Here is a 15,841-nt window from a genome sequence, read left to right on the forward strand (position 1 = left end):
GAAAAGGGAATTAAGGTATACTGCCTTGGTTCCCTTTTTTAATCTAAATTTTTCATGAACATCGTATAAAGTTCATTTTGTTATTTGCTTTTTAAGAGAGACAATTCTTATCTTTATTTTTTCAATTAAAAACATATGATTTCTCTTAATATTAAAGACCGCTTTGGCTTATTGCTGTGTTTATTTTTTTTCGCTGGAATTCTAACCTCGTTTGGACAAGAAAGTACTTTTAAAGACACCAAATTACCCATAGATAAGCGAGTCAGCCTACTCTTAGATGAATTAACCCTTGAAGAAAAAGTTTCGCAAATGGTCAATAGTTCAGAAGGAGTAGATCGATTGGGAATACTTCCTTATGATTGGTGGAATGAAGCGCTTCACGGAGTTGGAAGATCTGGTAAAGCAACTATTTTTCCACAAGCAATTGGAATGGCAGCCACTTTTGATCCAGACCTCATTTATCAGGTATCTAAAGCCATTTCAGACGAGGCAAGAGCTATGTTCAATGCTGCGCAAGAAGTTGGCAATTACAATCGATATACCGGCCTTAGCTTTTGGACGCCTAATGTAAATATATTCAGAGATCCTCGTTGGGGAAGAGGACAGGAAACCTATGGAGAAGACCCTTTCTTAACTGGATTGCTCGGCACTTCTTTTGTCAGAGGCTTGCAAGGAGATCATCCAACCTATCTTAAAACGGCGGCCTGCGCCAAACATTATGCCGTGCATAGTGGCCCTGAAAAACTCAGACATGAATTTAATGCGAAGGTCAGTCAAAAAGATCTTTATGAAACTTATCTACCTGCATTTGAACAGTTAGTGCAGGCTAATGTTGAGTCAATCATGTGTGCTTATAACAGAACAAATGGTGAACCCTGCTGCAGTAGCAATACACTTTTGAATGACATTTTGATAGAAGATTGGAACTTCAAAGGGCATGTCTTAACGGATTGTGGTGCTTTAACAGATTTCTATTCTGACATCGGGCACGGAACCGTATCTACAAAAGCAGAAGCTGCTGCATTGGCCCTAAAAGCTGGCGTGAGCTTAAACTGTGGAGACACATTTTCTGCCCTCACCGAAGCTGTTAACTTAGGCCTAGTGAAAGAGTCTGACATTGATGAACAATTGTTCAAATTACTTAAAACACGTTTTAAACTAGGCATGTTTGATCCTGCTGAAATGAATCCCTATAACGATATATCCTCAGATGTAATTGACAGTAAAATTCACAGAGATCTCGCTTATGAAACAGCTGTTAAATCAATGGTCCTTTTAAAAAATAATGGGGTATTACCCTTGAAAAATAATTTGAAACGATACTATGTTGTTGGACCTAATGCTGCCTCCATTGATGCTTTGCTTGGTAATTATTTTGGTGTGAATCCGCAATTGGTCACTTTTCTCGAAGGAATTAGCTCAAGGGTGGCTCTTGGAAGCCAAGTACAATACAGTCCTGGTACAACGCTTGATCAGCCAAACATTAACCCTATAGATTGGAGCTCAGGAGGCGCAGCAGATGCAGATGCCACTATTGTAGTAATGGGATTGACAAGACATATTGAAGGCGAAGAAGGGGAGTCTATTTCTTCTCCATATTCTGGAGACAGGTTAGACTATGACATTCCAAAGAATCAAATAGATTACTTGAAAAAAATTAAAGGTAATCACGGGAAACCAGTTATCGTAGTTATAACAGGAGGATGTCCTATGAATCTTGCTGAAGTACATGAGATGGCAGATGCTGTTTTGTTTGCTTGGTATCCGGGAGAAGAAGGAGGATCTGCCGCAGCTGATATCTTGTTTGGTAATGTTTCACCCTCCGGAAGACTCCCAATCACTTTCCCAAAGAGCCTGGATCAAATCCCTGCATACGAAGATTACAATATGAAAGGAAGAACATATCGCTACATGACTGAAGAACCGATGTACCCATTCGGCTTTGGTCTTAGTTATGCAAACTTCAATTATTCTAACCTCAATCTTTCCAAAAAAATTAAAAAAAGTGATCATCCAAAAATTTCTTGTACCGTAACGAATAATTCAGAAGTTGAAGGGGATGAAATCGTTCAATTATATGCTTCAGCTAAAATCAAAGGTATAGATAGCCCAAAATTCGCTTTAAAAGCAGTGAAACGGATCCACTTAAAAGCACAAGAGAGTAGGGAGCTTGTTTTTGAGGTCACAGATGAAATGCTTGAGGTTTTTGACCAGGATGGCAAGAAAATAAATCCAAAAGGAGATTTTCATTTCTTTATTAGTGGCAGCCTGCCCACCCAAAGAAGTCAAGATCTTGGCGCAGTTAGTGGCTTAAGAACTATGGTACAAATCAAATAATCCATCGACTCATATTTAAAATAATTGTCTTTTTTTAACTCAACAAGCTTATTCTTTAGCAACATACTATGTCTAAAATAAAATACTTCATTACCGGTTTATTCCTTCTAGGTCTATTTCTAAACTCGTCTTGTCATTCAGGTAAGAAGCATGAGGTGGAAGCTAAAAACAATAAAATTCTAAAAGATTCCAGCCTAATTTATGGAGCTTACACAGGCAATGAATCTGATCTAAAAATATCTAGGTCTGCTTACAAAGAACAACTTTACGGATTCTGGCTGGGTCAATGCATAGCAAATTGGACCGGTTTGGTAACTGAAATGGACAAAATAGGAAATGTTGGTGAAATTAAAACCGGCAAATTCTATACAAGAGATGATTGGGGGAAAAAAGACCAACCCAGTATTTGGGCTGAAGGAGTTCCCAGTGACTTATCTGAAAATATAGACTTTGTCCTTAGGGGCCCTGACAGTATTTGGGGAGCTGATGATGATACAGATATTGAATATATGTATCAACACCTTCTTTATAAGAACAAAACAAGTCTGCTAAGCCCTGAACAAATTAGTGAGGGGTGGTTAGAACATATTCGCTCAGAAGAAGAAAACTATTTGTGGGTATCAAACCAAACAGCCTTCGATCTTATGGTAAAAGGAATGCTTCCTCCTGAAACGAGTTTACCTGAGCACAATGAAAATTACATGATGATCGATGCGCAACTCACCACAGAAATATTTGGGTTATTTGCTCCGGCAAGGCCTGATATTGCTATAGAAATGGCTACTTTACCCATTAGAACCACGGCGTATCTGGATGCCGCATGGATCTCAGAGTTTTACGTGAGAATGTACGCCTTATCTTCTTCTGTAGAAAAAGAAAAAACCATGAAGCAAAAAATCCATTGGATGGCTGAAGAAGCAAGAAGGGGCATTCCAGAATCTTCCTATGCTGCCAAAATGTTCGATTTTGTAAAACTGCAATATGAGAACGGAGTACCATGGGAATCGGCTAGGGATCAAGTTTATCAGCGCTATCAGGTTGAACAACAAGACGGGTATGACATTAGCTCAAAGAATTTATATTGCAATGGATGCTTTGCTTCTGGGATTAATTTTGCCGCAAGCATCGTAAGTCTGCTATATGGAGAAGGCGATTTCAAAGAAACGATAAAAATCGGTGTATTGGCTGGATGGGATTCTGATAACCCAACAGCAACTTGGGGTGGCTTAATCGGTTTCATGATAGGTAAAGAAGGGGTAGAAAAAGCTTTTGACCAAAAATTTTCGAATCGTTTCAATATCCACAGAACAAGACAAAACTTTCCAAACAATGGCATTGATAATTTCGATGACATGGCTAAAAAAGGAATATTCATAATTGACCGCGTTGTTCAAGAACGTATGAAAGGCGGAGTTGATCTTGAAAATGACCAATGGCTTATTCCTTTGGCCAAATAAGCTTTTAAACTATATATTTTATTAAAACAACTATGAACGACATAATTTCTGCAGGCCTGCCATTGGCCTATGAAGATTTATTAGCAAAATGTAAAGAAATTGGTTTTACCATGCCCTCCGATCTTTATATTGGTTCCTTATTAAAAACATTAATTTGTTCAAAACCCAAGGCCAACATTCTTGAATTAGGCACAGGTATAGGCTTAACCTTATCTTGGATGATAGACGGAATGGATTTGGATTCAACGATTTATTCGGTGGATAATGACCCTCAGCTCATCAGAATAGCGACAGATTTCTTTGGTGAAGATAAAAGAGTTAATTTGATTTGTGAAGATGGGTCAGCATGGATAAAAAATTATTCGGGAGACTTATTTGATTTGATCTTTGCGGATGCCTGGCCCGGAAAATACAGCGATTTAGACTTGACTTTGGAATTGTTAAAACCTGGTGGCTTTTATATCATTGACGACATGCTCAGCCAGCCTAATTGGCCGGAAGGACATCAGGAACTCGTTTATGAATTAATAGGCGTACTCGAAAACAGAAAGGACCTTCAGCTTACCAAAATGAATTGGTCTACAGGGATTATTATAGTGGTTAAAAAATAATCGATTGACTCTTGAAATATCACATGCCATAAATTCAACTTTTGATTATCTTTAAGCAAGTCTAACAAAATATAAGATTATAAAGTCTCAAAAATTCTTAGATCTCATAAAATATTAATCATTTATGAAAATATTAATCATTGGTGGCAACGGAACAATAGGCCGAAAAGTATCATCACATTTAAACGAGAAACATGAAGTTCTCATTGCAGGAAGAACAAGTGGAGACTATTTAGTAGATCTTACAGATATAAACTCAATACGGAGTACACTCGCTTCAATCCCCTCGTTAGACTCTATTATTTGCATTGCTGGTGAGGCCAAATGGGATGACTTTAAAGACTTGAGTGAAGAGGATTTCTATATAGGGATCAGAAGTAAGCTAATGGGACAGGTAAACCTTGTCCGTGTTGGCCAGGACTATTTAAAATCCAAAGGTTCCATAACGCTATCGACAGGTATTCTTGCAGATGATCCGGTTATTAAAACGACTAGTGCGGCTATGGTTAACGGAGGTTTACACAGTTTTGTTATGGCTATTGCTCTTGAAATAGAAAATGAACTCAGAGTTAACGTTGTCTCCTTAGGTGTTGTGGAAGATGCTTATGAAAAATATAAAGGTTTTTTTCCAGGACATAATCCTGTTCCTATGAATAAGGTTGTCAATGCCTATGTAAGGAGTGTTGAAGGCAGGGGCAATGGCGAAATAATAAGAGTTTATGAATGAGCAACAAAATCTCTCTCAAAATTTAGGCTATCCAAAAGATACCAAGTTATTAATGATTCATGCAGATGATGCAGGCTTGTCACATGCAGAAAATAAGGCCACTATCAAAGGACTTGAAAAGGGTTCAGTCAATTCTTACAGTATCATGGTTCCTTGTCCTTGGTTCTATCAAATTGCAGTTTTTGCCAAAGAAAATCCCTCTTATGATTATGGGATTCACTTAGCACTTACTTGTGAATGGCAATCCTATAAATTTGGGCCTGTTCTATCTAGCAAAGAAGTTCCAAGCCTGGTAGATAAAAACGGATTTTTCTATAAAAGCAGGAAAGAACTCGTCGATCAAGCTGATCCGGAGGAAGTTAAAATAGAACTTTGTGCACAAATAGACAGGGCAATACATTTAGGCCTCACGCCTTCGCATTTAGACTCACATATGTACAGTCTTGGAGCCTCCGAAGCGCTCTTTAAAGTATATCATGAACTTGGAGAACGATACAATCTGCCAATAATGCTGAATAAGCAATTGACTGAAGAAATGTCTGGCTTAAAAGACCTCTATATGAATTCTTTACACAATGCGATTGTTGATCATGTTCTCCTTGGAAACTACGAAGCTTTTAAAAATGACAGGCTATCAAATTTTTATGAAAATTCCCTAAAAAATCTTCAGCCAGGGTTTAATATTATGCTGATTCACACAGCCTATAATTCAAGTGAAATGAGAAGCATTACTGAGAATCATCCAAATTTTGGAGCAGCATGGAGGCAAATTGATCTGGATTTTTTTACAAGTAAAAGATGTAAAGACATTTTGATAGAAAACCAAATTCAAATGATTACCTGGAGTGATATTAAAAGTCTTTATTATTCTTAAAAAGTTCCGATTACAGTAAATGAAAAGTTTCGGCCAGGAGCGCTTATTGCAGAGGCAAACTCTTTATAATGAACATCTAAAATATTATCTACATTGATCAGCAGATCAACATATTTTGAAGTCTTGAATCTCATATAATAATTCAATGTATACCAAGCCGGTGTTCCATAATACTCTCCTTCTGGAAGCACATATGGTGTTTGTTCTATATTATCGATTCCTTCAGAAATATTATAATCTTCAGCTCTTTTTCGGGTATTAAAAACCATGTTGATACCCGTTTCAATTCTATTTCGGGCATAACCTAGCTCTATGTTTCCAAAAAGTGGAGGAATAGAAGACAATGGCTCATTCGTATCATAAGCTGTCCCTTTCGTATATGTCAAAGATGCTCTGGTGTTCCAGGTATTGGTCAGATTTCCTTTAAAAGTCATTGTTGCACCCGCCAGATATGCGTTACCCATATTTATATTGGCCACGACATTAGCTAATTCACCATCATAAATTATTTCGGATTCGCCATTAATTTCAAAAGGGGCCCTGACTATATAATTATTTAATAAAGTGTAGTAGGTAGTTAAGCCAAAATAGGATTTCTTATCATCAAAGTATTTTATTAAACCTGCTTCAAAATTATACGCAAATTCGGGCTCTAGATCAACGTTTGGGACCGTGACATCTCCATTCTTTTCTCTTACCTTTCCAATATCGTCAATATTTGGTGATCTAAAACCTGAAGATAAGACGCCATTTACCTGCCAATCGTCAGTTGGTCTGTATGCGTATCCTGCCGTAACAGTAACCGAAGTGTTCATCGTTCTGATATCACTATCAGGTAAGGAAATATAAGTGGTATCTATCCATTTGGCCGTTAATACGGTATTGGTGAGTCTTAAGCCTGTATTCAAAGTTGATTTTTTACCTATATCCTGTCTATAACTCGCATAAACTGCAGAGCTCAAATAACTGCTTCCACCATCAGGATATCTTGTTTGAACCACGTAATTGTCTTTCACCCCAATTATTTCATCACCTACAACATCCAGTACTTCTCCTTTGGAGGTAGAATTGACATCATTATAGGCAACCTCAAAACCATAGCCAAAATTTCTTCTGACATTTGGATCAAGGTTTTTGGTGAAATCTCCATTAAGACTATAGACCTGAACTTTTTCAAATTTAGAAGACCTGTCAAAACTATCGAATTTCCGATCAATTCTTGATTCTTTAATATTCTGATAGGCGGCCGTAAAACTCCCTTTATCAAGCCATTTTTTATTGGAGACTACATTGAATTGAGTTGAAAACAAGAACCTGTCCTGAGGGCCATAGTACCATTCGGCAAAACGGAGCATACCATCTCTTCGCTCTGTTAATTTATCAAACCTATTAATTTTTGAAGAACTACTATACTGTAAATTGAACATTAAATCATTACCCTTGTCAAGCGGAATAAAAAGCTTTTGCAGGAAATCGGTTTGTTGATATCCCACATTCCTTTGCACGGTTGGATCTGAATTTAAAACTGGTTCAGGATTATAATAAGTATCTGTATTATCTGAATATTCGTACTGAAGCCCCCAATTGTCAAATCCATGAGGTCTTAAGTTACCCATCCGGAGATCTCCAAACTTACTGTGCGATACGCTGGTAAAAGAGGCAATTTTCTCAAATTGCAATTCTACCGCCGCGCTGAGCGTATTTTCATTATTCACGGTGCTATAACGGCCTAAAACCTCAAGGTTCACATTAGGTCGCTCTGAAGTTTGCGGCTTCCTGGTATAATAATGAATTACCCCTCCAAGGGCATCAGAGCCATAAATAACTGAAGACGGCCCAAAAAGAACTTCTGTTTTGTCTAACATGCTTGGAGAAACTGTGATAGAGTTTTGTAAATGCCCTTTTCTATAAATAGCATTATTCATTCTTACCCCATCCACTACAAGTAGAATTCTATTCGCCTCCATACCCCTAAGTACAGGGCTACCTCCTCCAAATTGAGTTTTTTGAACCTTTACACCTGGAATTTTAGCCAACATGTCTGCAGTGGTTTGAGGAACTGAATTTTGGATATCTTTATTTGAAAATACCGCTATTTCTTCGGCTATTCTGCTCCGTTCAACATCCTCCATAGCAGCAGACAGAAATACTTCTTTTAGGCGTTCAGATTTAAACTGTAAAAAGATGGTCGTAAAATCCCGTTTGATTTGTTTCTTAATGAGCTCCAATTCCACATAACTCACGTGGTGGATGGTTAACAATTCCATCTCTTCAAATTCGCTTAAATCTAGTATCCCATTTCTGTCAGAAATTACTGACTTTGATTGGTCTTCATTAGTCACCTGCACATTAGAAATAGGAAATTCTGAATCTTTATCAACTATGACACATTTTTGCGCATATGAAAAATGCCCAATAAGGACAATTAAGACTACATTAAGAAATTTCATTAAAGACCTCTTTTAGTACTTTTAGTGATCGTGGTTTTTTAAATCCGGGTAAATGAAGTTCGTAATATTCCAAAAGAATATCCAGCACACTCTGTCGGCTTTCTGAATTCCATTTCAATTCTACCATATCATCAAATTTTATGCCGATTAACGATTTGAAAAGAATTAATTTTTTACCGCTAAGAAAACTCCTAAAAGGTTGCGAAATTGTAAAGTTCCCTTCTTCAAGATCAAAGAAATTTGCTGACATCGAACTTGTGTCAGGATAAAAACCTAAATATTTGGTTAACTCAAGGAGAAAGATCAAATGAAAGTTGGCAAACGAATCGTGAAGATCAAGCCATTTCAAAGAAGCCTCTATATACTGAAACTGCAATTGATTTTCTTCCTCTTCTTTCAAGGCATAAGCCAAAACCTCTGCTAAAAACAAAGCTATTGACTGTTTGTATATGTCTGTGGCAAGGGTCTGATACAAGTAATATACACTGGCCTCAGACATTTTATTCAGGTTTCCCTGTTTGTTATGATAAGCTGTTATTTCCAACTGACTTAACGCTTGAAAATAACCTATTTTAAGTTTTTTGCTTTTTGATCTATAAATACTTCTCAGCAAATATGACTTCACCCCCTGTTCAGTCAGACATTTCACGATAAGATCGGCCTCCCCATATTTTATTGAGGTCAATACAATCGCCTTTGTCTTTATCAACATTTACTTGGGAGTTAGTTAATGATTGCTATTTTGGTAGAAGCAGTCTCAGATTTGTCAGGGCTGGTAAGCAGCACAATATACACCCCAGAAGCCACTTTTCGACCCCTTAGATTCGTTTTGTTCCAAATCACTTTTCCGCCTCTTATTTCTTGACCAATATCTACATTGGTTTCATGAACAAGCCGGCCGGCAATATCGAGAATCTTAACATTTGTGCCTTTGGGAAGATGACTACCGTTTCTGCCGTCTATTGTAATAAAATCGTGTTCTTTTTTTGCAGGATTAGGGAAGGCATAGACTTCTTCGAGCGTTTCTCCAAATGGAGCTACTTCACTGTTAAAAGCAACGATACCTTTATCTGTGGCAAAAAACACCTTTCCTGAACTATCGTCGATTCTAATCTTTAATACACTATTTGAAGGTAGCGGTGAATTGTCTTTATTGAAATTATATAAAGTTTGACTTCCTGAAGGGTTTGTTCCTAATACGCCACCTGTGTCTGTTCCAAACCATTTGTTTTCAGCTCCGTCTATGGCTATCGAATTAACTGGTTGTTCTCCTAATAATTTTTTCGGAATCCCATTGTCATCTATAATCACTGGTTGCGCATCATAAATATCAGCGTCGAAAACACTTCCTGCGCCAGCATAAACCACCAACCCTTTTTGTGTACCAATCCACACCCTGTTATTCCTATCCACTGCTAATGTCCTCACATTTATATCTGGTAGCGATCCTTTTGTGCTTTCCGTAATTAAAGCCCTTTTTCTATCTCCAGATTCATTATATACCAAGGCCCCATTCCTTCTTGAACCCATCCATATGCTGCCTGTCTTATCAACTACCAGCTCTGTTAAACCAAGCGCCACAGAATTGGTTATTATTGAACTTAAATCAAATTCATCCCAATTACCATTCGGATCCAATTTCTTCAACCTGTTTGGTACCCAAGAGTTGGATATCCAGAAATTCCCTCTATTATCAAATGCTGCCCCATTAATCCTTATACTTGAATTCGGGTCACCATCCTGATATAAGTCTTCTAAACCACTGTTAGTATCATCCCACAATACAGATGCTTCATCATTTTCTACAACTAACATGCCGCTTCCCCATGAGCTTAGATAGGCCTTGTTATTTATATTTGGATCTAAAGTAACATGCACCAGGTCTTTGGCAGGAAAGTTAGTATCATAGTCAGTATTAATCCAAGCAGCAGATTCTACAGCAGATCCATTAAAATGAGAATAACCCAGCCTTTTCCCTAGAGGAGCGAAAGAAAGGTTATAACCGCCATAAACAACCCAAAGGTTATTGTCAGCTACTTCAATAGAGAACACCTTGTTCGAAGTTGGACCTTCGGGGTGAATTTCCAGGTATTCTGCCTGAAAAAATGATTTTGTCAATATCCCAAAGCTATTTGTTGCTAAATACACATTATCATTTGTGGCATAAGATGTATTGAGCTGAAAACTATAATTTGGTGATGCTTTGGCTTCATAAATCAAATTCAGATCTTTATCAAGCACCATAGCAGATTCCAATAAAGTAACAGTCAAAAACTGATCAGATGACCTGAGGTTTAAAATATTGCTGTTGTAATTTCTTCTTTGAACTAGTCTATCTACTCCAACCAGCTGATATAATAGACTTGAACTAGAGGTAAAAATTACATCGTTAAATACTGAAATTGAAGTAAAATTCCCCAAAAGATCACCTTCTGGTTGTAACCAATTATTATAATCGACTAGATTTGGATCATTAATATCAGCTGAAAAAATTCCCTTTTGAGTTACCGCATAGATTGTTTCATTATTAATGCTTATTTGATTGACAAAGACCGGACCCGAATTCTCATCGATATAAAAAGTGTCTCCAAAATTAAGATTGATTACATCATATTCTACAATTCCAAAAGGGGTAGACAAATACAATATCCCGTTGAACTCAGTGATATGATTAATTTGTTTTTGCCCCGTTATATCAAGTCTTTCTATATCATTGGCTACTGTTATTTTTCCATTTTCATCAATTATTTCAATCAGTCCTGTTTGATATCCAATAATAAATCGGTTTGTGGAGGCGCTATAATAAAGACTCGTTGTTTCCTTTCCTGAAAGACCGTGTACGGAAGAAATTTTTTCCATATAACCAGTTTCTGCATTTTGAATAAAAGCAGCATTATCAGCTATGGCATAAATCCTATTGTCAATTTTGACAAAGTCTTTCACATTATTATAGGAAAAAAAGTCTTCCCAGGAACTACTAAAATCAGTTTGTGATAAAAGTGGCTGGCTAAGCACAAGAAAAAACAAAATGGCAAAAAAGTCTTTTTTAATAAAAAGAGACATAGATCAGATTTTGATCAAAGATATTTATTTCCTCGAAAAAAAGTGTCGATTATATATCTATTCCAATTATTTTTGACTGGATTTTCAATAAGATGCTAATGCAAGACCATATTGCTGTTTCCTTAATCATCTGTTATCTGACTTTGAGTTTTGGATATTCTATTCTTGAAAAAATGATTCAATGGCAAAGCTCAAAGAATTACTATGTAGCTCATTTCAAAAACACCTTTCTTAAGCATCACATTAGCCAAGCTATTGTTTTTGTAATAATACTGGAAATTATCTGTGTAAGTTTGAGTATAATAGGTTTATACAGGCTATTTGTTTCTAATGAATCACAAACCTCATTATGGGGCCTAGCAGCTATGGCTATAACATTAATAGTATTAATGACCGGACAAAGAATAGCCCAGGATTACTCCGGGGCTATGAATATTACGGTGTATTTTATACTTACCGTTATGGGTATTTATATACTTTAGATCTACTAAAAAGAATTCTCTAAATTTAATTTAGTAACAGCCATTAATTCACCTTCTAAAAATACTTTAATCGGGTAAACTCCTTTTTCAAAACTGCCTCCTTTTCTTTGGATAAACATAGTAACATCTACATCATGATTATTATAATTAATAATGGCATGATCAGTGTATTTAGATTCTGTTTCTGTGTTTTTCAAAGTAAAAATTCCTTTTGCTTCTTCCACTTTTCCTTCTGGATTCTGCAATACCAAATGAGCTTCTTTCCTTCCAGAATCTACCTTTTGATTACTCAGTAATTTAAACGTAACTTTTATCAAATCGGTTTTATTGGCACTGTTGGTTTTCTGGTATTTACCATTACCGCTCATTTTCATGGCTGTAATCTCCACATTGTCTACAGTCAGATTCTCTTCCATTTCAACAACCTTAGGCTTGGCATCAGTCTGAGCAACCGCATTGTCAGTTGATGACTTAGGAGCATAGGCTGCCTGTCTTTCGCTTCTGCTTCGAGATCCGTTGATTGAGCTCCTACTGCTGTTTCTAACCATCAGGTCTCTATACTTCTTCTTAAAATGCAGCACGTTGTTTTTATATTCAATAATATTTGACCAACCTGTTTCTTGCATTTCCTCTGCATCAACAATAATCGCGGCAATTTTACCTTTTTGAAATTTTAAAGAATCAGCTAAATTCGGATAATTTGGGATAGCCTCTTCATACTTCTTCTCTAGCTCTGTCAATTGCTCAATCATCTTGATTTTTTCAGTACCTATATAATTAAGCACCTTATTACTCTCAGGATTTGTAGCGACAATTGTCGAATTATAATTAATGACAACAGCTTCTTTAATTTCTTTCTTATCTTCTTTTTCGGAGGAAGCAACTATATCTTGCTCCTTTTCAATTTTCCCGCTATTTACTTCTGTTTTCTCTATTTTATTTTCAGCAACTATGACTTTACTTTCTTCTGGTTTTTCTTCTTTAATTTCCTCTTTTGAAGCGATTGGATTTGCTTCTGCTTTAGGTTTTAATGATGCAGCCAGAGGCGCCATTTTTAAATTAGTTTTTTTAATTTCAGTCGCGTTAATTTGGTGATCCGTAGCGGCAACTTTTACGTTCTCCTCTTTCGCACTCTGTATTGGCTTAACTTCTTCTAATGCTATGGTCTCAACCTCAGCAACTACTTTTTCTTCCTTGGCAACTGGCTTAACTTCACTTAACTCAACTTTCGTTTCTGTTTTAGCCTTTTCTACTTTCTGTGATTTGGCAGCTACAGCTACAGCTGACTTTTTTGGCTGATAGGCAGTTTTTGTTTTTGTCGACCCAGAACTCTTTTTATTTGTTTTGGCTGGGACGTTTAAGAAGTTGAACTCAGTTCTTCTATTCATTTGATGAGATTCTTCTCTACATTCAACACCATTAACACACTGGTTGATCAACTTATCTTCACCATATCCTTTTGATTTGATTCTGCTCTCATCAATTCCTTTTGATTTCAAATATTCAACTGCTGCTTTGGCACGTCGTTTTGAAAGCGCAACGTTATAAGCATCTGTTCCACGTGAATCAGTATAAGACGAAGCCTGAATAACCAGATTATCATTCTGAGTCATAATCTCAGCTATCTTATCCATTTCTCTAGCAGCTTCTTCTGTGATCTGCGCGTCGTCATACTCATAATAGATAGGTGACATTCTATCAACTACAGGCTGTTTCTTTTCAATTTTACTAAGATTCAGATTGGTATGTAAGGCTGAATGGTAATTCTCTTCAAGAATTTCAATTCGTTTTTTATCATCTAAATAATCAGGATTTGAAGCAACTAGTTCGTACTCTTTAGCACATGATACCGTAAATTGATATGTACCATCACTATAGGTTGCAACTGATTCAATTAAGCTTCCATCTATAGAGTATAGATCAACAGTAGCTCCTGATAAAGCTTCGTATGATTGTCTGTCTCTAACTTTTCCGTCAACAGTAATAAAACATTTTCCAGGTCTGACATCTTCCTCTAATGTAAAAGAATAGAGATCATTAAAACCATCTCCTTGAAGACGGTTAGATGTAAAAAATCCCTGGTTATTGTCTTTATTAACGATATAAGCAAAATCATCATTAATACTATTAATAGGTGAAGACAACTCATATACTTCAGAAGTAGCATTATCGAATACTTCAACTGCAAAAACATCTAATTTTCCAAGACCTTTATGACCATTTGAAGAAAAATAAAGAATATTTTCATCTGTTATATAAGGAGTAGTCTCATTTCCATCAGTATTTACAAAAGATCCCAGGTTTTTTGGCTGGCTGTACTCACCTTCAGCTAAAATATCAACAACGAAAATATCTGACATTCCCTTTGAAGGCAATCTGTCAGAAACAAAATACAATTTGCTATCATCTACATTTAATACAGGGTAACCAGTAGATGTCTTCTTTTTATTAAAAGGAAGCTTCTTTGCATTTTTCCAACTTCCGTCGGCTGCAACATCAGCTTTATACAATATGAGTCTCTTGTTCTTTGGTAAGTTCTGCTTCTTTAATTTCTTTTTGTATTTGTTTCTACTGAAGTAAACAGTTCTTCCATCCTTAGAATAAGTAACTCCAGTTTGGTTTACCTTTTTATTAATGTCTTTAGTAACTCTTTTTACATTTTTAATTTCTCCATCAAAATTTATATCTCCTTTATAAAGGTCTTTTCTTGGATTGTAATTTTTTTTAGCGGTAGTTACTTTGTGATCGGCAGAAGTAAATATTAATTTATTCTCATCTAATATGGCAACACCATAATCTGAGTTCTTCTTGTTTACTTCTAAAAATTTAATTTGATACTTCCCGGTCGACTGACCTGCCACTTGTAAAAAACAAGCTAGAAAAAAAATTAATATGAATCCCCTTTTCATAATGTGTATGTTATAATTGTTTGTAATTCAAATATTTAATTGCCAAACTAAAACTGTTTTGATTTTTAAAGTTTTCTAAAACAGGCGCGTTTTTAAACTTGGCAACTTATCAACAGTGTGTTAATAACGCAGAAAAGTCAATAAAATTATATTTGACAGAAATTTTATTGTTGCTGAAAAATCAGAAATAAGAGCAAAAAAAAAGCCCGCAAAAATGCGAGCTTTTAATTCTATCATTTATATTCCTAATTCACCGGAGTTGATTCAGGGGCTGCAACTTCTGTAGCAGGAGCTTCAGAATCATAGTTGCCATTTAATGCTTCAATTACCTGGTCAGTAATATCAAGTGTTTCATCTCCATACAAAACAGTTTTAGTTTGTACAGAAGATCCCAGGATGTAAGTGTATCCATTTGTTTGACCATAGTCAGCTAAAAAAGATTCAATATCGCTATTTATCTTTTCATACTTGGCCTGTCCTTCAGACTGAACCTGCTGCTGTGCCATTTGTTGTTGTTGTTGGAACTGTTGTTGCTGTTGCATCAACTCAGCTTCTTGTTTCTGACGATCAGAAGCAGAGAGCTTGTCTTTGTTTTGCTGATACTCTTGGATCTTTTGTTGCAAAGGCATTGCCATTTGATCTAATTGCTCAGATATTTGCTGTGATTTCACCTTCATTTCTTCTTCCGCTTGCACGGCGCCTTCATACTCTTTCAATATTTCCTCTAGGTCAACATAGGCTATCTTAACCTGATTACAAGATGTTATCAACATCATCAAAGAAAATACTATTGCTAATTTTTTCATTATAATTAATTTTGATTTAGTGTGGCAAATGTAAAATAATGATTCGATTAACAATCAAAAACTTTTATTAATTCAGCAAGGTTCGGTATGATAAGGGATATTTATAGAAATCCTAAGACTATAAA

Annotated in this window: 11 protein-coding genes; 6 read left to right on the forward strand and 5 right to left on the reverse strand. The window is 36.1% G+C overall.

The window, feature by feature from the left end; genetic code table 11:
- Positions 1 to 135: 135 nt before the first annotated feature.
- From QWY87_RS01695 to QWY87_RS01715, 5 genes are all read left to right on the forward strand, one after another.
- Complete coding sequence (locus QWY87_RS01695) at positions 136 to 2,337, forward strand: glycoside hydrolase family 3 C-terminal domain-containing protein (RefSeq protein WP_290287633.1); 2,202 nt, start codon at positions 136 to 138, stop codon at positions 2,335 to 2,337.
- 68 nt (positions 2,338 to 2,405) lie between these two features.
- Positions 2,406 to 3,794, forward strand: coding sequence for an ADP-ribosylglycohydrolase family protein (locus tag QWY87_RS01700; RefSeq protein WP_290287634.1), 1,389 nt, complete (start codon positions 2,406 to 2,408; stop codon positions 3,792 to 3,794).
- Between the two features lie 32 nt (positions 3,795 to 3,826).
- On the forward strand, positions 3,827 to 4,405 hold the full coding sequence (locus QWY87_RS01705; RefSeq protein ID WP_290287635.1) for an O-methyltransferase: 579 nt from the start codon (positions 3,827 to 3,829) through the stop codon (positions 4,403 to 4,405).
- A gap of 124 nt (positions 4,406 to 4,529) precedes the next feature.
- A complete protein-coding gene (locus QWY87_RS01710) occupies positions 4,530 to 5,132 on the forward strand; it encodes a short chain dehydrogenase (RefSeq protein WP_290287636.1) in 603 nt (200 codons plus the stop codon).
- Positions 5,125 to 6,006 carry a polysaccharide deacetylase family protein gene (locus QWY87_RS01715; RefSeq protein ID WP_290287637.1) on the forward strand — a complete coding sequence of 294 codons (882 nt, stop codon included), beginning with the start codon at positions 5,125 to 5,127 and terminating at the stop codon, positions 6,004 to 6,006. The genes QWY87_RS01710 and QWY87_RS01715 overlap by 8 nt, the downstream gene beginning before the upstream one ends.
- On the opposite strand, the gene QWY87_RS01720 is transcribed toward QWY87_RS01715, so the two are convergent.
- From QWY87_RS01720 to porZ, 3 genes are read right to left on the reverse strand one after another with little or no spacing between them, the layout of a single operon-like run.
- Positions 6,003 to 8,456, reverse strand: coding sequence for a TonB-dependent receptor plug domain-containing protein (locus QWY87_RS01720; RefSeq protein ID WP_290287638.1), 2,454 nt, complete (start codon positions 8,454 to 8,456; stop codon positions 6,003 to 6,005). The genes QWY87_RS01715 and QWY87_RS01720 overlap by 4 nt on opposite strands.
- Entirely contained in the window at positions 8,443 to 9,168 is a 726-nt protein-coding gene (gene recO / locus QWY87_RS01725; RefSeq protein ID WP_290287639.1) for a DNA repair protein RecO, read from the reverse strand. Before recO ends, QWY87_RS01720 begins: the two co-directional genes overlap by 14 nt.
- Positions 9,169 to 9,179: 11 nt before the next feature.
- Positions 9,180 to 11,519, reverse strand: coding sequence for a type IX secretion system anionic LPS delivery protein PorZ (gene porZ, locus QWY87_RS01730; RefSeq protein WP_290287640.1), 2,340 nt, complete (start codon positions 11,517 to 11,519; stop codon positions 9,180 to 9,182).
- Between the two features lie 98 nt (positions 11,520 to 11,617).
- Between porZ and QWY87_RS01735 the strand changes: the two genes are divergently transcribed.
- On the forward strand, positions 11,618 to 12,001 hold the full coding sequence (locus QWY87_RS01735) for a hypothetical protein (RefSeq protein WP_290287641.1): 384 nt from the start codon (positions 11,618 to 11,620) through the stop codon (positions 11,999 to 12,001).
- Between the two features lie 5 nt (positions 12,002 to 12,006).
- Here the strand turns inward: QWY87_RS01735 and QWY87_RS01740 are convergent, their stop codons facing one another.
- Together QWY87_RS01740 and QWY87_RS01745 are read right to left on the reverse strand one after the other, a co-directional pair.
- The gene (locus QWY87_RS01740; protein WP_290287642.1) at positions 12,007 to 14,910 is read right to left on the reverse strand and encodes a DUF8428 domain-containing protein; all 2,904 of its coding nucleotides are present in this window, start codon (positions 14,908 to 14,910) and stop codon (positions 12,007 to 12,009) included.
- Positions 14,911 to 15,155: 245 nt separating this feature from the next.
- Positions 15,156 to 15,716 carry an OmpH/Skp family outer membrane protein gene (locus tag QWY87_RS01745; RefSeq protein ID WP_290287643.1) on the reverse strand — a complete coding sequence of 187 codons (561 nt, stop codon included), beginning with the start codon at positions 15,714 to 15,716 and terminating at the stop codon, positions 15,156 to 15,158.
- Positions 15,717 to 15,841: the final 125 nt, after the last annotated feature.

The organism is Lutimonas halocynthiae (genome assembly GCF_030409835.1).
Classification (GTDB): domain Bacteria; phylum Bacteroidota; class Bacteroidia; order Flavobacteriales; family Flavobacteriaceae; genus Lutimonas; species Lutimonas halocynthiae.